The sequence below is a fragment of the Pseudomonas auratipiscis genome, assembly GCF_036324085.1.
Lineage (GTDB): Bacteria > Pseudomonadota > Gammaproteobacteria > Pseudomonadales > Pseudomonadaceae > Aquipseudomonas > Aquipseudomonas auratipiscis.
The window spans coordinates 1-19,444 of sequence record NZ_JAZDCU010000006.1; the positions used below are offsets into that span (position 1 = coordinate 1).

A 19,444-nucleotide genomic window follows, 5' to 3' on the forward strand; every position below is an offset into this window, starting at 1 on the left:
CCCATGTGAGAGTAGGTCATCGTCAAGATTAAATTCCGAAACCCCTATCTGCACATGCAGGTAGGGGTTTTGTCTTTTCCGGCATCGCACACCTCGCCGCTGTGGTAGCGAGCGTGCCCGGCGATACCATCCCTTCCAGCAAATCGATGGCAAAAAAAACCACCCCGTAGGGTGGTCTTGGACATCTGTATGCTTACACAAAAGCCTGTGGCGCTACGCCGCGAGGCAGGCGGCAGCGATCGGGCTGTGCGGCCAGGCGTACACGCCAGTTGGCCTTGAAGCAGAACGCGCTCGCTGCAGCCTTTTGCACTTGGCTGGCTTGGCGCTGTTTGCGCAGCTCGGCCAATGAGGGGGTTGCTGTCTTGGCCGGCGCCTCTTGCGCTTTGACCAGAGAACGTTGGCACGACTTGCAATCGACTTTGTCGGTTTCAGAAGTGCTGCTGAGGTTATTGCCGTTGCGACCGCAAGCGACCGAGTCGTTGCTGGTTGAATAGTGCATTACCAAAACTGTACATCTCCACACATATGAACATAAGCCCCGGTATTTTCGCATAGATGGCAGCGGATGCGACGTTGTCGTCACTACGCTGCAGTTCGGCGTTTCAATCCTTGTAAATAATGATTATCATTAGCGATTATTCCTTATGTCTAATTGATCATGCATACCAAGGATGTTGTCGTCAGCCTCTATCAGGATCACTGCGGCTGGCTCAAGGGATGGTTGCAGCAGCGTCTGGGGTGTTCGAGCGACGCCGCCGACCTGGCGCATGACATCTTCGTCAAGGTGTTGCACAAGAACCTTGAGGAGGTGCGAGAGCCTCGGGCGTTTCTCAGGACCATTGCCCACGGCCTGATGGTCGACAAGGTGCGCCGCAAGGAACTTGAGCGTGCGTACTTGATCACCATGCAGCAGATGCCCGAGGCACTGGCGGCTTCGCCTGAGCTGACCTGCTCGATTCTGCAGTCGCTGTATGAACTGGATCGCATGTTGAACAGTTTGCCGACCAAGGTGCGCCAGGCCTTCCTGCTCTGTCAGGTCGACGGTCTCAAATACGCTGAAGCCGCTGAACGTCTCGGCGTTACGGTCAGCTCTATCAAAAAGTACATGCACACCGCGCTGCTGCGCTGCCTGGAACTGGAATTGGAGCTGGAGGCATGAGTGCGCTGCGCGACGATCCGCAAAGCCTGAGCGAGGCGCTGAACTGGCTCATTGAATTGCGTGAAGCTCAACAGGGCGACCCTCGCTATCGCTCCTGGCAGGAATGGCTTGCGGCCAGCGGCCAGAATCGTCAGGCCTGGCAACGCGTCGAGACGCTAGGCCAGCGACTGTCAGGTACCCAGGGTCGTTTACTGCTGCATTCCTTGCGAGCAACCCCTGCGCATACTTCACGGCGCGCCTTCGTCGGTAAGCTTTGCCTGTTGCTCGGCGGAGCGGGGGCACTTGCCTACAGTGGACAGCGCCAGGCATGGCCGGAGCTGAGTGCGGGCTATCGCACCACTACCGGTGAGTTGCGCAATCTGGAGTTGGGCAATCATCTGCAATTGACCCTGAACACCGCTACAGCGCTGGATGTAGACAGTGGCGGGAAGGGCACACGGATTGCCTTGCTCAAAGGCGAGATCATGGTCGACTCGCGCCAGGTGGTGGCCGGTCCTACACAGGTGCAATTGCCAGAGGCGCGAGTGTGGGCTGAGCAGGCACGTTTCTCGGTTCGTGCGCTGGAGGGTGAGTCGCCACGTGTGTGTGTCTACCAGGGTCAGTTACGCATCAACGTCGGCAACAAGGAGCAACAGCTTGTCGGCGGCCAGCAATTAGTGATTTCAACGCAGGAGACGCGCCGCGAAGATTTGCCGGTTGCCTCCGACGCCTGGACCCGTGGCTTGTTGATCAGTGACGGCATGTCCTTGGCATCCTTTACTCGTGAGCTGGACCGTTACCGTAGCGGGCGGCTGCACTGCGACCCGCAAGTCGCAGCGTTGCGTGTTTCCGGTGCCTTCGATCTGCGCCATCCCGAGCAGATCCTGGCCACGCTCGGCCAGGTTTTGCCGGTAAAAGTGCAATACCGCACCCGTTACTGGGCGACGGTGGTTCCCGCAGCCTGAAGGGTGGCGCTGGCTGGGGCCAGCACGAACAACTTGGGATTGCGCCCCAGCAGCGCCCGACAAAGTGCATTGACGTGGGAAAGCTCCAGCTCGCGCAGACGTTGCGGCGCATCGGCCAGGCTGTTGAAGTCGTCATCTACCATGGCCACCTGGACCAGGGCTTCGGTCCAGTAGGCGGCGCTACGACGTTGCTGCGTCATCTCGTTGAGCTGGGCCTGCCGGGCCTGGTCCAGTTCGTTCTGACTGATGCCGTGCTCGGCCAGTTGGCTCACTACCTTCTGTGCTTGTGCGGTCAACGATTCGGCGCGTTCGGGGGCGGCAGTGAAGTTCAGCCGGGCCAGGTAGTAGGACGATGGCAAGCGCGTAAGCAGTTGGCTGAAACCGATGGCATAAACCCCGGATGCTTCTTCACGAATGGCCTGACGCAATCGCTGGTTGGCCACTTTGTCGACCACAGCCAATGCCTGGACATCCAGGTCGCTCCACTGCGCAGAATTGCTATAGAGCAGATTGACCATCGTTTTCGGGCTGCTGGACCACGGGTATGTGTGGTGCATGCTCTGCTGCAATGGCTGCACCCCCCTGTCGCGCCAAAGTACAGCCGGGCCGGCGACTGCAGGCAAGCTGGCCAGCCAGGTTCGAGAAAGCTGCTGGACGCGCTCCCTGTCCACCGGACCGCTGATCACCAAGGTCATTCCTTGACGCACGGCGAACAGCTCGCTGTATGCCTCGCGCAGTTGCTCGGCCTGGAAGGTGCGCCACGGTCCCTGGGCATCGTTGACCAAGCGCTCGCCGTTGCTGTACGCGGTGCGATTGATGGCATCCATAAAGCGTCGTTCCGCCGGCAAGCTGTCGAGGCTGGTGATGTAACGTTGGCGCATTTCTTCCAGACGTTCACTGTCGAAACGTGGCGCCGAGAGTTTCAGGCGCAGGAGTTTGAACAGGGTTTCCAACTGATCCGCAGGTGCCGTGCCGCGCATACCGTGAAACAGGCTTTCGCTGAACGGCTTCAGTTGCACCTGGCTGGCCTGGCCCAGTCGCGCCAGTTGCAATGCCGAGTACTCACCGTAACCACTGCGCTCCGCCAGGCTGGTGGACCAGTTGGAGAGACCAGCCTGATCGGCCGGCTCAACAGATGTCCCCCCGTACTGGCGCAACTCCAGGCGTACATTGTCTTGCAGGGATGGATCAGCCTTGACGATCACCCGCAGCCCGTTGCTCAGGCGCCACTGCAGTGCATCGACTGCTTTCAATGGCGACAGGTCGGTCAAGCTTCCTGGCGCCGGCGTGGCAAGTTGCAGTTGTTGCATCCGCGCAGCGTAAGGAAAGGCCCCAGGCTGGCTAGCCAGAGCTTTCTGCCATAATGTCGCCCAGTGCTGGTCGTTGTGCTGCTTGGCGTCGCTCTTGGGGCCTACCAGCGCCAGACGCGGGGATGCCTCAGCCAATAGCTCGCTGACCGCTGCCTGTAGGTGCAAGGCGGTGATCTTCGGTAGCCAGGCCTGGGTAATTTGCAGTTGCTGACGCTTGTCATACAGCGGCATCTGGAATTCCACGGCCTGGGCCATGGTGTCGGCCAGCACCTGATTGGTATAACGCTGTTGGCCGCTAGCCTGGTTATCCAGTTTTTCCGCCAGGCGCTGCTTGGCGGCGTCCAACTCCTGCGCAGTGACCGGTTGAGTGGCCATGCGTTGCAGTTCGGTGAACAGCTGCTCGCTGGCTTGAGCGTAGTTATTGTCACGCGGGTGTAGCACGATCCGGTATTGACCACGGCGGGCGTCCAGCAATATGGCTCGCTCGGCAACCCCTGCCTGGCTGAACGACCCTTGCTCGACCAAAAGGTCCAGGCGTTCGTCGAGTACGCTCAACCACAGGGCGTCGATCAGATCACGCCATTGCCCATTCTGGCTGTCCAGCGCGGCCGGCAGGTTTCGCTGCAATATCAATTGCACCAGACGCTGTCCCTGTTCGGCATCGAACACCGACGCCACGCGCAACGCCTTCCCGCCACGAAACTGTGCGGTACTGGACGGTGCTGCAGTTCCGCGCGGTTGGAGGCCGAACAATGCTTCGATGCGGCCACGTAGTTGTGCATCGTCAAAGCGCCCGACCAGCAGCAAGGTCATGCGCTGGGGTTGGTACCAGTCGCGGTAGTACGCCTGCGCCTGCGCAAGGGGCGCATGACGAATGACGTCCAGATCGCCGATGGGGTTGCGGCCCTGGTAATCGCTATCCTGGTAGAGCAAGTCATCGAGACGCTGATTGATGCGTTGCCCCACGCCTTGGCGCAGCCGCCACTCTTCGACGATTACTTCTCGCTCGGCTTCGAACGCTGCCGGGTCGAAACTCAGGTTCGCCGCCCAATCAGCCATCAGGCGCAGCGCCAAGTCTGCGTGCTCAGGAGCATCCTCGGCCAGGGAGATTTTGTACAAGGTGCTGTTGAAGCTGGTGGCGGCGTTGATGTCCGGTCCCAGGCTGATGCCCAAGCGTTCCAGTGCGGCCAGGCCGGCTTTGCCCGGAAAGTGTTGGCTACCTTTGAATGCCATGTGCTCGACAAAGTGCGCCAACCCGCGCTGTTGCGGGCTTTCCTGCAGTGAACCGCTGCCTACCAACAGGCGCAGCTCCATGCCATCGGACTCGCGCGGTACTAACATCACTCGCATGCCGTTGGCCAGGTGGTAGTCGCGTAGTTCAGGCCGCGTGGGTAGCTCAGCGCGTGGCTCGTTCGGCACAGGCGTCGCGGGCTGCGGCGCAACCGCTGCGCCACAGGCTGTCAGCAACAGCAGTGTACACAGCGTCAGAAGGGGTCTAGCGTTCATGAGCAAAGCGTTCCTCGCAGGGGTAAGTCGGGGTGTTCAAGTCGATGACGTGGTCGGCTTGAAGCGCCAGATGAGGCTGATGGCTGACCAGTAGGATGGCGCTGCTGTGCAGGTGCCGGCGCAGCACTTCCAGCAGTGCGCTGGCGGCAGGTGGATCGAGCGCCGAGAGGGTTTCGTCGAGCAGCAACAAAGCAGGGCGGTTAAGTAGCAGGCGGGCGATCAACAGGCGCTGGCGTTCACCACCGGACAAGCGCTGATACCAGTCAGCTCGGTGCGCCAACTGATCACCCCAGTGGCCCATGCCCACCTCATTCAGCGCCCAGTGCAATTGGCTGTCGCAGAACGACCCCGTCAGGCGCGGATACGTCAGCAACTCGGCCAGTGTTCCGTCTCCCAGGTACGGGTCCTGAGGCATCCAGAACACCGCAGCCTGCGTAAGCCATCGGCCTTGAACGTGTGGCCAGAACCCGGCCAAGGTTCGCAGCAAGGTTGATTTCCCCATCCCCGATGGTCCGCTCAGCAAGGTCAGGGTGCCGGGCTGCAGACGCAGGGTCAGTGCGGGCAGCAACGGGGAGCCATCGCTGTGCTGGACCGACAGCTCGGCTTCCAGCAGTGCATTGCCTGAAGGTTTGCAGGCGGCCAACGGCGCGTGCAACGGTGCATCCAGGATTACCACAAAGCCATGCAAGCGCTCGACACACGCCGCCCACGCGGCAATGTCGCGATAGGCGTAGATAAACCAGCTCAACGCGCCAGCAACTTGACCGAAGGCCGACTGAATACGCATTAACCCGCCCAGCTGTAGTTCGCCTGATAAAAATTTGGGCAAGGCAAAGAAGAACGGCGCCAGCAGGGTGGCTTGTTGATAGCCGACGGTAAAAAACGCCAGGTTTCGTTCTGCGCGCATCAGGCGGTACCAGTTACCGATCACTTCAGCGAAGCGCGAACGCAAGGCTTCGCGATCCTGTTCCTGGCCGTGATGCCCTGCGATCGCATCGGCGTGGCGACGGCGAAAGATCAGGGCGCTGCGATAGTCCGCCTCACGGTGTTGCTGGCCGACGTTCAGACCTTGCAGCGCGCCGCCGATCCAATGGGTCACGGCAATCCCGGCCAGGGTATAGGCCAAGCAGGTCCAGACCATATAGCCCGGCAGGCGGTACGTCTCTCCTGCAAGGCTGAATGTGAAAGCACCCGACAAGGTCCAGAGAATGCTGACGAACGAAACCAGCGTAACCAGCGAACGGATGAACGACAGCAGCAACTTGAGCGAATGCTCGACCATCAGCCGCACATCATCGGCGATGCGCTGGTCGGGGTTGTCCGGCTCGCGGTCTTGTAGCTGCAGGCGATAGTGTTGGCCGTCTGCAGAAAGCCAGCGGTTGCACAAATGTTCTGTCAGCCAGGTTCGCCAGCGAATATGCAGGTGCTTGCGCAGGTAGTCGGCATACACCACGACCAGAATCATTGCTGCAACCAGCCCCACAAAGCTGTACAGCAAGGGATAAAGCGCCTCGCCGTTGAGTGCTTGCAAGGCGTTGTAGAAGTCGCCATTCCACTGGTTCATGCGCACGCTGAACCACACGCCAAGCAGCGTCAGCGCGATCACTGTGGCCAGTAAAAACCAGGCGGGCAATGCTGAACGCGAGCGCCAGAAAGGGCCGGTGATGGCCCAGAATTGTCGAAGTCTTGTCATCAAGATCCACGGCCCGGTCTGGGCCGCTCCTCAGAAGAAGGAGGCGGCCCCGTAAGGCCGCGACGGCTCAGAAGTCGTAAGTCATGCCCAACCACACCTGACGGCCAGGCTGATAGATCTTGTAGGTGCCGCCGTTCCACGACATGGTGTCGCTCTGGTTTTTGTTGTTGAGCACGTTGTTGACCTGGGCGTTGAAGCCCAGACCGTGGGCAAAGGCCGGCTTCCATTGCACGTTGGTGTCCCAACGCCACAGCGAACCGATTCGCGCCGAGCTGTATTTACGTACGCGCAGATCACTGTCAGGCAGCGGGTAATAGCCGTCTACGCCGGTGTCGTGCTTGTACACCTGATCGCGGCTGCTTTCCCAGGTCACCCGGTTGAACAGGGTGATGCCGTAAGCCTGCCAATCGGCCTGCCAATCTACGTTGAGCTTCCAGGGGGCGTTGAAGTCGCTGGCTGGCAGGTCCTTGGCATTGATCACTTTGCCTTCGTACCAAACCTGGCTTGGGTCCAGCTTCATGGTCATATCAATGTCGCTATAGCCCAGCTCCAGAGCGGTGTCACTGCGGGTGCGCTGCCAGGCCAATGCGGCGCTGAAACGGTGTTCTGCATGCAGGGCACGCCAAGGCTCGAGCATGCTGACGCTGAGGTAGACGTTGTCGCTGTCGGTCTTGCTGTCGTTGACGAATTCCTTGACGCTGCGCTCGTTGCTGGCGCGGCTGTCCGGGTACTTGGGGCGACTGCGCACTTCATCGCGGTGCTTGCGATTGACGTACTGCACGGCCCACAAACTGTTGCCCCAGCGCTGATCCAGGCCGAGCATCAGCTCATCGCTGTAAGGCGTCTTCAGGTTGTCCAGGCCTTCATAGTCTGGCGTTGCGTCCCAGGTGCCGTCGCCGTTGTCGATCAGCGGGAAGCAATCGAAGTAACAGTGTTTGAGGCCACCGTTCTGTGCACCGTACAGGGCGTAGGTGAGCATGGAACTGCCGTAGTAACGGTTGGCGCCAGCCTTGAGTACCGTAGCGCCGTTGCCAAACGCGTCCAGGGACACCGACAAACGCGGCGCCAGATTGTTGCTGCCGATGAAGTCGTCGCGATCCATGCGCAGGCCTGGTCGAACGGTCAGGCGTCCCCAATCCATCTCGTCCTCGGCGAACAGGTGGTAGCTGGTGTAGCGGGTGCTTGCTGAGCCGGCAAAGAAGGCATCGATCTGACGCAGGTTGATGTATTCGCCGTACGCGTCGAAATTGGCCGCGTAGTAGGTTTCCTCACGCTCGAACTCGGCATCCACTTGGTTGACGCCAGCACCGAGGGTGAAACGATGTCCCAGGCCAGCAGCGAAGATGCGGTCGAAGGCAAACTGCCCGGACAGCTCCACAGTGTCCTGGTAACTATTCAGGCTGCCGGGGCCACCGTAGTTGTACGTAACGGGATTACGCCAATCGCTGGAATCGATCAGGGATACTCGATAGTCAGTGTCGCTGTCGCGAATATCGGTCAAGTGCCGGTAGCTGGCATTGAGCTCCATCTGCCCTAGCGAGGTCATGTGTTCGAGCTTGAGGATACTGGCCAGGCCGTCATGGCTGTTCTGGTAGCCGGAGTTGGCCACCGTGTTCTGGAACATCTGTTCCTCGTAACCGGAGTACAGCACCGTCCAATGCACGGTGGTTTCCGGGGTCGCGTACCAACTGAATTTGCTCGACAGGTTGTCGGACTGGCGCCGTTGCAGGCGGTTGCTTGCCGGGTGATTGAAGCCAACGAGTGTATCGCCATCGATATCGAATCCCGGCCCGCCCAGGTCGCGCATAGGGATCTTCGAGTCCCGGCGCGAAGCGCTGACCACTACGCCGAGGTTCTCCGCCAGTTGGGTTTCGCCCCAGAAGCCGTAATCACTTTTCTGGTAGCTGGGCTGGAAGCGCGAGGGGTGCGACATGCTGTTGTTGGAACTGTCGAAATCCAGGCTGTCGTCGGTGAAGGTTTTGTTCCAGTCGGCGTCGGTGTGGCGGTAGTACAATTGGCCCGCCTGACCGCCGCGCCAACTGCGCGATGTCGCCTCTACCACACCGCCGGTAAAGCCGCTGTAGCGAGCGGAAATGTTCGAGTCGTGAACTTCCAGGCTATCGATCAGGCGGCTGTCCAGGTAGAACCCCTGTTCGCTCGACGTGCCTGAGGCCATGGTAACGCCGTTGCCAGCATCGACCGGATCCAGGTCGTTGTTCATGCGCATGCCATCGAGGCTGAACAAGCCCTGATAGGGACGTGAACCGTGGATAGAGATCGAGTCGGGCTTGATTTCCCCTTGGCTCAAACCGTTCTGGCTACTGTTGGAGAACTGCACCACTGGGTGACTGCGCAGCAGATCAGTAAGGTTGCTATTGGCCTGGGGCCGGTGTTCGATTTGCTCCGAAGTGAGCCGGAAGGGATGAGCAAAGCGGTTTTCCTCCGCCATTTGCGGGCCGGTCACGGCAGTGCTGGGCAGACGCACGCTGTCTTGCGACAATCCTTTTTGGGCCTTGATCAGGTAACCCCCATCGACCGCTTCGTAGGTCAAGCCAGTGCCCGCCAGCAGCAACTGCAAGCCGGACATCGGGCTGAAGTTGCCCTCCAATGGCTGCGCCTGCAGCTTGTCGACCAGACGCGCGTCGAACGCCAGGCGTATGCCTGCGTGCTCGGCAAAACGAGCAAGGCTTAGCCCCAATGGCGCGGCCGGCAGCGAAAAATAGCGTTTTTCAGCGGATTGTTCGGCGCTGCGCCCAGGTTCTTCGGCCTGCACCGCAGGCACTACAGCGAGCAACAATGAAGCACACAGCAAAGACGGGAGGGGGAGGTGATGACGGAACATCAATCGGGGATCCTATGCAGTCTCGATGCAATTCCACCGAAGTGGAAATCATTATCGATTGCTATGCCGATCCAGATTGAAAAAGGGACAATGCCCTGGGCAAAATTTTATGGCGTCCAGTCCACCCCATGCTCTTCGAGGTAAGTATCCACGGCCGCCCCGACCGTTGGCTGAAAGATGTCGGTGCCAATATGCTCCAGCACCTCCAGACGCAGGAGTTTGTCTTTGACCGGGTCTTTCATTTCGGCAAAGCGCAACTCGATGTTTGCCGCGCGCAACGCCTGCTCCAATTCCACCAGCATATCCGCCGAGGTGACATCCACGCTGGTCACCGGCTCTGCGGCCACCACTACCCGACGAACCTCGGTAGGGGATTTGTCGATGGCTTCCAGCACGCACTTTTGAAACAGTTCGGCGTTGGCAAAAAACAGCGGCGCATCCCAGCGAAACAACACCAAACCGGGCACCAGGCGGGCTCTGGGGTAGCGCGAAATATCGTGAAAGCCGCGAATCCCATCCACCCGGCCGAGCACGGTGTAGTGCGGGCGCCAGCCGTCCCAGAGAAACTCGATAACCGCGACGACCACCGCCAGCCCGATGCCCGGAACCGCCCCTAACACCACGACGCCGACAAAGCAGGTGATCGAAAGCCAGAACTCCCAGCGCTGAATCCGATAGATCCGCTTCAAATCCTTGAACTCGAAAAGGCCGATGGCGGCGGCGATCACCACGGCTGCGAGGGCGCTGTTGGGCAGGTGTTGCAACAGGTTGGGCGCAAACAGCAGCAACAGCGCCACGCCAATGGCGCCGAATACGCCGGTAAGCTGGGTGCGTGAGCCGGCCGCCTCGGCAACCGGTGTGCGCGAAGAACTGCTGCTGATGGGAAAACCCTGGAACAGCCCGGTTGCGAGGTTAGCGATACCCAGGCCGACCATTTCCTGATTCGGATCGACAGGTGTGCGGGTCTTGGCAGCGTATGTACGTGACAACACACTGGTGTCGGCAAAAGACACCAGGGCAACGGCGAAACCGCCGATCAGCACGGTGGTGAGGTCCGAGGCCTGAAGCCAGGGCACAGAAAAGCTGGGTAAACCTTGGGGCATGGAGCCCAACACCTTCACGCCATCGGTGGCATCGAGCCCAAGGCTGCCGACCACCAGGGTCGCGGCCACCACAGCAATGAGAATGCCGGGCAGGCGCTTGAAGCGGGCAAGCAGCAGAATCAACGCCAGCGTTGCGGCACCTATGGCAAAGCCGGCCCAATTGGCCTGACCTGCCAGCAGCGCCTCGCCGAGATCCAGCATGTCACGCAGCGGCCCGGTGCTCTCCACGGAGATGCCGAACAATTTTGGTGTCTGGCTGATCAGCACGGTGAAGGCGATGCCGTTCATGTAGCCGTAGCGAATGGGCTTGGACAACAGCTCAGTGATAAAGCCCAAACGCAGAAGACCGGCGCCGATACACACAAGCCCCGACACCAGTGCCATGGCGCTGGCAAGGGCGATGGCGCGCATGGGGTCACCACCGGAAAGCGGCAGCACCACGGCGAGGATAATCGCCGCCAATGCCGAGTCAGGTCCTATCACCAGAATGCGGCTTGGCCCGAACAGGGCGTAGGCCAGCAGTGGCACGATACTGGCGTACAGCCCGTAGATGCCCGGTACCCCGGAGGCTTCGGCATAGGCGATACCCACCGGAACCAACATGGTCGTCAGCACTAATCCGGCGAGCAGGTCCTTGGGCAAGTCCGCAAAATGATACGACCGTAGCACCTGTAGTCCGGGCAACCAGCGTCGCCAACCGCTTTCTTTCATGCACTGCTCCTTGCGTGGGATGGAAGCGTTCAAGGATGGTTTAGCATGTTTTATGCGGCGCAAACCTGCAGAGATCAATAGGTGCCGGTGGGCGTAACTACTTGTGCAGAAACAGCCAATGGGGGCACTTGGCTCAATCCCCAAACCTATGCAGCCGCAGCGCTCGTTGTGCACATTCGCGCCAACTTGGTTTACGTTTCACCGGTAGCACAATAGGCCCCTCTACTTTTAGCGGTAGGCCTATACAAAACCCCTGCGTGATTACAGCCTTGTAAAGGCTGGGTGTCGGGAGCTAAGAAACCCCACGCAGAAGGCCGGACGTATTTCCCTTACGGGTCTTGTATTAGTCCACTCCCGACATATCAGAGTGTTTTGCGCGCAGCAGTAGACCAGAGGCAAAAAATGCCGCATCTGTCGGGAGCGGGCTAGCAGCTACGTGAGGCGTTTCTTAGGCGCCAATCCTTACAGTAAAACGGCGATGCCCCCCGGTTAAATGCTCAACTGAAACTAAAAATTGACCCTGCAGACTCACCCGCGGGCATGCCCGGGGATGGCCTTATTCCGTCGCGGCCTGGCTGCTATCTATCATCAGCGCGGCCAGAAAGCCGGCCAAGCCCGTCTGGATCTGAAGGCCTTGGCGGGTAATGCAGTGGAAGGATGAGATATAGGAAAGCCGATCCGCAAGAATGGGCCGCAACCGTCCCTGCTCAACCCAGGTTTGCGCATAGTGGGTGGGCAGATAGCCAATGTAGCTACCCGAAAACAGCAGAAGGGCGATGGCCTCCATTGAAAAGGCGCTGATCATGTTGCGAAAGTGCAGCTCGTAGGGGCGGCGATTTTCGGCAACGTAGCCGCGATCCACGTAGTCCGAGGCGCTGATTTCGTCAATGGTCAACGACTCGTCAGGGCGATTGAAAAAGGGATGCTCGGCACTGCAGTAAAGGTTCTGTTCCTCATCGAACAGCGGCTTGTAGTCCAGTCCCGACAGGCGATGATGGAAGGCACCTATTGCCAGGTGCAAGCGTTCCTCCAGCACTGCTTGTTCCAGTTCATCCGGGCGCATTACATGCAACTGCAGGCGCACTCTGGGGTTACTTTTACGAAAACGCGCAATTGCACAGGGTAGAGGGCTGTTAGGCATCGTTGCCAGGCTGTCGACGGTGCCCAGTTGCAAATGCTCCTGGGAGCGCCCGTTGACCGCCACGGTTTTCTGCCGAAAGCGTTCGATGTCAGCGAACAGTTCCTGCGCTGCGGTGTAAGTCGCCATGCCCTCGTCGGTGAGCTGGAAACCTGACTTGCCGCGCTTGCACAGCGAGTAGCCGACGCGAATCTCGAGGTCGCGGATAACCACACTCAATCGCGGCAGACTCATGTTCAGACGAACTTGAGCAGCGGTAAAACCGCCGGCTTCGACAATGGTGCAGAAGGTGCGCAACATCCGCAGATCTACGTCGTTCAGATTTCCGAGCATGGCTTCCTCTTTTTTCAGGCATTTCTAGCGTGGTGGTATAGCGTCCCTTAAAGCGTTCGAGCGCTCAGCCATTCATCACCCCACCGCCATTCACACCCAACACCTGGCCTGTGGTGAAGCTTGCGTTGTTGGAGGCCAAGAATACAACGCTATTGGCAATCTCCTGTGCGCTGCCAAGCCGTTGCAAAGGATAGCGGGCGGCTTCCTCTTTGATATAGGCCGGCCCCAGGCGCTCGACCATCGGGGTGAGGGTTCCACCCGGGGCCACCGCATTTACGCGCACACCTTGCGGTGCCAACTCCCTCGCCAATGCCTTGGTAAAGGCGATGATTCCACCTTTGGCTGCGGAATAATGGCAAAGGTTGGCGCAGCCAAGCTGGCCAAGGTCGGAGGCGATGTTGACGATGGCACCGCTGCCTTGGCGGGTCATCAGGCGCGCAGCTTGCTGGGAGAACAGGAAGGTCCCGTACAAATGCACGCGCAGCATTTTGTCCCACTGCTCGAACGACATTTGCGTGATCGGCGCTTCATTGAGAATGCCGGCGTTGTTCACCAGCACGTCCAGACGCTGCACGCCGCTGAAGGCCTGCTGTACCGTCGCTTGGGCTGAAACATCGCCCAGGGCGATTTGCACGCTGACACCCTTTTGCTCCAGTTCCTGTACCAATGACTCAAGTTCGTGGCTGAACGTCAGGTCGTTCAGTATTGCGCTGTCCCCCGGTTCGGCCAGCGCCAGCGCGATAGCACGACCGATACCATTGGCAGCACCTGTCACAAGATACGATTTCATCGATCAGCTCCACTTCAGTAGGGGTGGTTTTCCAACCAGCGTGCGTAACTAGCCAGACCGTCACTCAGCAGAAATTCGGGGCGATACCCCAACTGCTCACAAGCGGCCGTGATGTCGAAACACGCGTTCTCATCCAGCACCTCGAGGGTGCCCGGGCCAATATGGATGGCTGCGTTGGGATAGAGCTGCCGCACACGGTTGGCCACGTCGGCATAACGCTCTTGCTCGCCTGCAGTAACGTTGAAAACCCGTTGCTTGAGTCGCTGCTCATCGACACAGGCTGCCAACAGGCAGGCTGCAGCCACATCGGCGACATGCACGTACTGCAGTCGATAATCACCGCCGCAGGGCTCCATGAGCGACTGCCCATCGATGGCTGCGCGCAGCAACTCCTTGAGATAGCACTGCATGAATTGTCCTGGTCCGTAGATCCAGCCGGGGCGAAGCGAAACGACACTGACCTGATAAAGGTCGGTGTAGACCTGGCCAAGTTTTTCGGTGAACACCTTGGTGCAGCCGTAAGGGGTCGTTGGATTCAGCGGCGCTGTTTCATCGATAACGCCAAGCGCCTGGTTGTGTCCGTAGGCGCATTCAGAGCTGAGGTTCACTACGCGGGGAATTTCGCACAGCCTGGCGGCCTCCAGCACATGGGTGGTACCCAGGGCGTTGGTCAGCACGGTTTGCAGTGGAATGCGCCGAGAATCTACCGGGTGCGAGATAGCGGCGGTATGAATAACCGCGTCAAAACGCTGCAATCTGCAGGTTTCGATCAGGCTGGCCAAGTCCAGCAGATCGCCTTGCCGATAGTGGAAGCCGGGCGCATCGATGGCGCATAGCAAACTACGGTCGTAGCCTGTGACGCTGTGCCCTTGCTTGAGCAATTGATGCACGACTTCTTGCCCAAGAAACCCGTTGGAGCCAGTTACCAGAACATTCATGGGTCAACCTTTCAGTAAGGGTGGACGGGGAGTTCGAGCGCGCCTCGGCGCACCTGCTCGTAGACGTCGTCGGGTGTGCACCACCAGACGTCGTCGTTCTGCTTGATGAGCTGGATCAGGCGTTCCAGCATCAGCAGTCGTGAAGGCCTACCAATCAGTTGCGGGTGCATGGTCAGAATGAAATGTCCGCCATAGGCGCGCATGCCTTCGAGCTCTGCGGTCCATAGGCTCAAGGCTTTGTCTGGTGCTTCGATTACTCCACCCACCGCAGGCTCGGCGGAGTAGGCGAACTGCTCCCAGTCATCGAGCGCCCAACTGACCGGAAGCTCGAGAAGTTGCCCGGGAGCACCCCCGACCAGATACGGACGGTCGTCACCCATCAGGCTGCTGTCACTTCTGAAACCAAGCTCGACCAGCGCCTCGATCACATCCGGCGTGATCTCCCAGACAGGAGCGCGGTAGTGATGCACTTCGCGCCCGATAGTGCGCTCCAGCACCGCTTTGCTGTCTTTGAGAATCTGCAGGTTCTGTTCCGGCGTTTGTTCGTCTACCCGCTCATGGAAATAGCCGTGGCAGCCAATGCTATGGCCGGCCTCGGCGATACCGCGAACCACGTTCGGGTCTCTTTCCGCTACCACTGCCGGCACATAGAACTGTGCGCGTATTTCATAGCGCTCCAGCAACTCGAGAATCCTCGGCACGCCAACCCGGCGCCCGTATGCGCCCATTGAAAGGAGTGTCAGGCGACGGCCCTCGAGGCTGGAGGAATCCCACGCGGTTTCTGCATCCAGGTCGAAACTCAAGGTGACGGCAAAGCGTTTGCGATCAGGCCACATGATCATGGGGAAACGATCCTCTGCGACAGCGCCTTGCGGCGCATGCGGTTGTAGACAAGCACGGCTGCGCCACTGGCGATGATCACCGCGCCGCAGTACCAGACGTGATAGAGATAGGCAGGGTCTGCAGGCTGGGCCCCTGCGGTGTAGGCGATGTAGGCCAGGGTCAGCAGGGCCAGGGCGGGCAGGCCCGACATGGCAAGTGCCTTGGTCCGTTGTTGCTCACGAAAGGTGGCGAAGATGAAGCACAGGAGCATGGTGCTGTAGGAGATCATCATGGTGATCGACACCACGTCGTAGTACCACTGCAGTTCGCGGATCGGTTTTGCCCAGATCATCGCCAGTGCGCACAAGGTGCCGATCAGGGTGAGGCGCGCCGGCACGCGTCGCGAGTTGAGTTTTTCCAGGGTCGAAGGCAACTCACCCTCGTGGCTCATGCGATAGCCGGCACGAACCCCGGCATTCAGCGAGATGTTCAAGCAATTGCATGCGGAGGTGATGATGACCAGGGTGGGCAACCACAGTAGCCACGAGGGCAAGTACAGCTGGGCAATACTGCCAATCGCCTGAGCGCTGTCGGCGAACATGCCTGCCAGCGTGCTTGCAGGCACGGCCATCTTCCAGCCAATGGCGGCGATCGAGTAGATCACCAGCATGGCTGTCAGGGTCAGCAGAAACGAGCGCTGGATGGTGCGCACGGGCGTCTTCGCTTCCTCGATGAAATTGATCGAGGAGTCGAATTGGGCAAGCATCCACATGCCAAACAACATGCCCGGTCCGATTGCGGTCCAGAAGCTGTCGAGCGATGACGGCATGTAGGAGTTCAACACGCCGGCGCCAGGCACCTGCGGGTCGATGATGCCAGCCAGCCCAAGGCCCAGGAGTACGGCCAGCTCCAGCGCCAGGAGGCAGATAGCGACTTTTGCGGTCGCTTCCACCCCGCGCAGGTTGAGGACCATGAACACCACGATCAGCACGCTGGCCACCAGTTGCCCGGTGTACGGCGAGCCGTTGAGCCCTAGCAGGCTTTGGGTGTACTGCGCGCCCACCAGTGCACACATCGCTGTGACACTGAAGCACATGATTACGTAGGCCCAGCCGAGGATGGTCGCGGCCCCGGGCGACAAGTAGCGCTTGCTGAAGACAAACACCCCGCCTGCCGCTGGCGCACGTCGCACCAGATAGATAAGACTGAAGGCAATCACCATCATCGGGAAGAAATAAGCCGCCAGAATCGACAATGGAGCCAGTTCTCCCGACAGGGTGTACAGCAGGGGCATCGACGATACCCCGACCCATGCCGGTCCGTTGAAAGCCAGGGTATTGGCGCAGACGTTGAGTGTGCTGAGCCGGCCTTTGGACAGGGTGGTGTCGATTTCCCGAACCTCACCCTTGCGGTCGTAGCCTATGAAGTCGCTGAAGCTCATGCTGGCTTCTCCTCGACTTAACTGCGTTCAGCCAAAGCATCGGCAAGGATGCAGAGGAGCTCGAACATCATGGTTGCGCCAACCAGTGCGGTGGCGCCACCCAGGTCGAAAGGCGGGGAGACTTCCACCACATCGGCGCCGACCAGGTTCAGTCCACGCAAACCACGAACCATTTGCTGCGCCTGCAGGGTGGTCATCCCGCCGATTTCAGGGGTACCGGTACCCGGTGCAAACGCCGGATCGAGCACGTCGACATCAAAGCTGATGTAGGTGGGGTCCTGGCCCACCACACGGCGTACTTCTGCCAGCGTGCCCTCGACGCCAAGGTCGCAGAACTCTTCCATGTGGATGACGCGAATGCCGCATTCTTCTGCGAAGGCTTCATCGTCTGCGGAGTAAATTGAACCGCGAATACCGATTTGTACCGTGCGCCGGGGGTCGAGCAGGCCTTCTTCGATGGCGCGACGAAAGGGCGTGCCGTGGGTGTAGGGGTTGTCGCCGAAGTAGCGGTCGTTGGTGTCGGAGTGCGCGTCGAAATGCACCATGCCGATGGGACGGTGGCGTGCCAGTGCGCGAAAGATCGGCAAAGTGACAAGGTGGTCGCCGCCCACCGACAGCGGAATCACCCCGGCCTGATGCAGTTTGCTGAAGAAACCTTCGATCTGCTTCAAGGAGTCGAGCAGGTCGATCGGGTTAACCGGCGCGTCGCCCAGGTCGCCGACGCGGGTCAGGTCGTAGGGCGCAATGCGGCTGACATGGTGAACCTTACGCATCAGGCTGGACATATTGCGCACTTCCCGCGGCCCGTGCCGAGCCCCGGCACGGTTAGTGGTGCCGCCGTCCCACGGTACACCGACAAGGCCAATCCGTACCTGCGCGGGGTCTTCGAACACGGGCAGGCGCATGAAGGTCGGAATGCCGGCGAAACGTGGCACCAGTGCAGCATCAACGGGTTGCGGGTTGTTATTGCTCATAGCAGCTCTCCTCGCCGAACCGGGGTGACGGTTGGCTCATTGTCTTTATCGTTCAGGAGTAAAAAAGGGCAGGTGCAGTTAGGGCGTGAAACCGCGGAGCAGTGAGGGCATGGATAAGAACCTTGTTATTGTTTTTGAATTTTCCAGGATCAGGGTACGAACAGCGGGCGAGTTGATAAATCGCCAACATCGAAAGTCAGCTTTTCAAAAACAATAAGTGATGGCTGGGTGAATGCTCACCCCGAGAGTGTATGCACGGGGTGAGCTGCGCGGGGTTTAAGTAAATGCTGTTTACAGACTTTGCTGTACGGAGGATGAAACGGGAGCAATGGATTTTTTAGCCAGGAAATAATACATAAGTCCGGGTATTATCAAGCCGATAATCCACGAGATATCGACACCGTTCATTTTTTCTACCAGTGCGCCGGTGTAGAGGCTGGTTGAAATAAAGGGCATTTGAATCAGGATGCCAATTATGTAAGTGCTGATCCCGACGGTATTCCACCGGCCATATTGGCCGTTGGGATCGAACAGGGCGTTCAAGTTATATTGCTCTTTGTTGACGAAGTAGAAATCGACAAGATTGATAGCGCTCCAGGGCGTGAAGAATGCCAGCAAGAACAATATGAATGATTTGAAAACCCCGATGAAAGAGTCCTCACCTAGCAGCGCCACAGCGGTCGATGCGCCGACAATGCACAATACGAAAACAATGCGCTGACGTTGGCTGACTGCAACGTGTCCACGAAAGCCACTAATTACCGTAGCGGCGCACATGAAGCTGCCGTAGGCGTTCAGGGTCGAGATCGTGAGTTTGCCGAAAGCGATGCTGAAATAGATCAGGGCGGCGGCCGCTCCGGTGCTTCCCAGCCCGACGATCACAGAGACTTCATGGCCGGCGAAGTTCGCGCCTGCCAGAGCCGCGGCGAACACCCCGAGTACCATCGAGATCTGCGCCCCGATAACCGAACCAAGCCCAACGGCGAGAATGGTCTTGATCGAGGAGGTCTTGCTTGGCAGGTAGCGCGAATAGTCCGCCACATAGGGGCCATAGGCAATCTGCCAGGACGCGGCGAGCGACACGGCGAGGAGAAAGCTACCCCAGTCGAAATGACGAATCGCTAGCAACTGGCCGATATCATTGGTGAGGGTCAGCCGGGCAAAGAGATAGCAGAACGCAATAACGCCAACGACACTCGCGGCACGGCCGGCGATGTGAATGAAGCGATAGCCCATGATGGTCATCAGCATTGTCAGCCCGGCAAAGATCAGAATACCGCTGCTGTTGCTGACCCCGGCCAATTGGGAAACAGCCTGCCCGGATAGAATCGCTCCAGTCGCGTTAAAGCCCAAATACATCAGGGCCACTAGAATAATAGGGATAGTTGCGCCGTATACACCAAACTGCACACGGCTGGAGATCATTTGCGGAAGCCCCAGTTTCGGTCCTTGTGCAGCATGCAGGGCCATCACCGCCCCACCAAATATTTGCCCGACCAATAAACCAATCAATGACCAAAATACATCACCGCCTAATACAACAGCGAGGGAACCGGTGAGCAAAGCAGTAATCTGTAAATTACAGCCTAACCACAAGGTGAACTGGCTGAAGAGGCTGCCGTGCCTTTCCGATTCGGGTATATGGTCGATAGTGCGTGTTTCGAGCAAGGACGGCGGCGTTGAATCAATACGGGCGTTGGGCATTTGCTATCTCCACGGGACATTGTTGTCCTCGTAATT

Annotated in this window: 14 protein-coding genes; 2 read left to right on the top strand and 12 right to left on the bottom strand. The window is 59.1% G+C overall.

The genetic code is table 11. From position 1 onward, the window contains the following. Positions 1-193: 193 nt before the first annotated feature. Positions 194-499: a hypothetical protein gene (locus tag V0R60_RS10020; protein WP_136474934.1), complete on the bottom strand. Its 306-nt coding sequence runs from the start codon at positions 497-499 to the stop codon at positions 194-196. A gap of 159 nt (positions 500-658) precedes the next feature. Between V0R60_RS10020 and V0R60_RS10025 the strand changes: the two genes are divergently transcribed. Both V0R60_RS10025 and V0R60_RS10030 read left to right on the top strand, forming a co-directional pair. Next, on the top strand, positions 659-1,159 hold the full coding sequence (locus tag V0R60_RS10025) for a sigma-70 family RNA polymerase sigma factor (protein ID WP_136474935.1): 501 nt from the start codon (positions 659-661) through the stop codon (positions 1,157-1,159). Beyond that, positions 1,156-2,103: a FecR domain-containing protein gene (locus V0R60_RS10030; RefSeq protein ID WP_136474936.1), complete on the top strand. Its 948-nt coding sequence runs from the start codon at positions 1,156-1,158 to the stop codon at positions 2,101-2,103. Before V0R60_RS10025 ends, V0R60_RS10030 begins: the two co-directional genes overlap by 4 nt. Here V0R60_RS10030 and V0R60_RS10035 read toward each other — a convergent pair. The 11 genes from V0R60_RS10035 to V0R60_RS10085 all read right to left on the bottom strand — a co-directional run bounded on the left by V0R60_RS10035 (position 2,073) and on the right by V0R60_RS10085 (position 19,408). After that, positions 2,073-4,919 carry a M16 family metallopeptidase gene (locus V0R60_RS10035; protein WP_330079564.1) on the bottom strand — a complete coding sequence of 949 codons (2,847 nt, stop codon included), beginning with the start codon at positions 4,917-4,919 and terminating at the stop codon, positions 2,073-2,075. The two genes, V0R60_RS10030 and V0R60_RS10035, sit on opposite strands and share 31 nt — an antisense overlap. Further along, positions 4,909-6,612, bottom strand: a complete 1,704-nt coding sequence (locus V0R60_RS10040; RefSeq protein WP_330079565.1) for an ABC transporter ATP-binding protein/permease — start codon at positions 6,610-6,612, stop codon at positions 4,909-4,911. Before V0R60_RS10040 ends, V0R60_RS10035 begins: the two co-directional genes overlap by 11 nt. Positions 6,613-6,679: 67 nt before the next feature. Continuing rightward, complete coding sequence (locus V0R60_RS10045; RefSeq protein ID WP_330079566.1) at positions 6,680-9,454, bottom strand: TonB-dependent receptor; 2,775 nt, start codon at positions 9,452-9,454, stop codon at positions 6,680-6,682. Between the two features lie 107 nt (positions 9,455-9,561). Then, complete coding sequence (locus tag V0R60_RS10050) at positions 9,562-11,268, bottom strand: SulP family inorganic anion transporter (protein WP_330079567.1); 1,707 nt, start codon at positions 11,266-11,268, stop codon at positions 9,562-9,564. A 556-nt stretch (positions 11,269-11,824) separates the two neighbouring features. Further along, positions 11,825-12,739 (bottom strand): LysR family transcriptional regulator, encoded by a 915-nt coding sequence (locus tag V0R60_RS10055; RefSeq protein ID WP_136474942.1) that lies wholly within the window; start codon positions 12,737-12,739, stop codon positions 11,825-11,827. A 64-nt stretch (positions 12,740-12,803) separates the two neighbouring features. Further along, entirely contained in the window at positions 12,804-13,529 is a 726-nt protein-coding gene (locus tag V0R60_RS10060; RefSeq protein WP_330079568.1) for an SDR family NAD(P)-dependent oxidoreductase, read from the bottom strand. A gap of 14 nt (positions 13,530-13,543) precedes the next feature. Beyond that, positions 13,544-14,467 (bottom strand): NAD-dependent epimerase/dehydratase family protein, encoded by a 924-nt coding sequence (locus V0R60_RS10065; RefSeq protein ID WP_330079569.1) that lies wholly within the window; start codon positions 14,465-14,467, stop codon positions 13,544-13,546. Positions 14,468-14,478: 11 nt separating this feature from the next. Beyond that, a complete protein-coding gene (locus V0R60_RS10070) occupies positions 14,479-15,309 on the bottom strand; it encodes a polysaccharide deacetylase family protein (RefSeq protein ID WP_330079570.1) in 831 nt (276 codons plus the stop codon). After that, a complete protein-coding gene (locus tag V0R60_RS10075; protein ID WP_330079571.1) occupies positions 15,306-16,730 on the bottom strand; it encodes an APC family permease in 1,425 nt (474 codons plus the stop codon). The genes V0R60_RS10070 and V0R60_RS10075 overlap by 4 nt, the downstream gene beginning before the upstream one ends. Before the next feature lie 17 nt (positions 16,731-16,747). Further along, a complete protein-coding gene (gene speB / locus V0R60_RS10080; RefSeq protein WP_136474947.1) occupies positions 16,748-17,704 on the bottom strand; it encodes an agmatinase in 957 nt (318 codons plus the stop codon). 291 nt (positions 17,705-17,995) lie between these two features. Beyond that, positions 17,996-19,408 (bottom strand): purine-cytosine permease family protein, encoded by a 1,413-nt coding sequence (locus V0R60_RS10085; RefSeq protein WP_330079572.1) that lies wholly within the window; start codon positions 19,406-19,408, stop codon positions 17,996-17,998. Between the last annotated feature and the right edge of the window lie 36 nt (positions 19,409-19,444).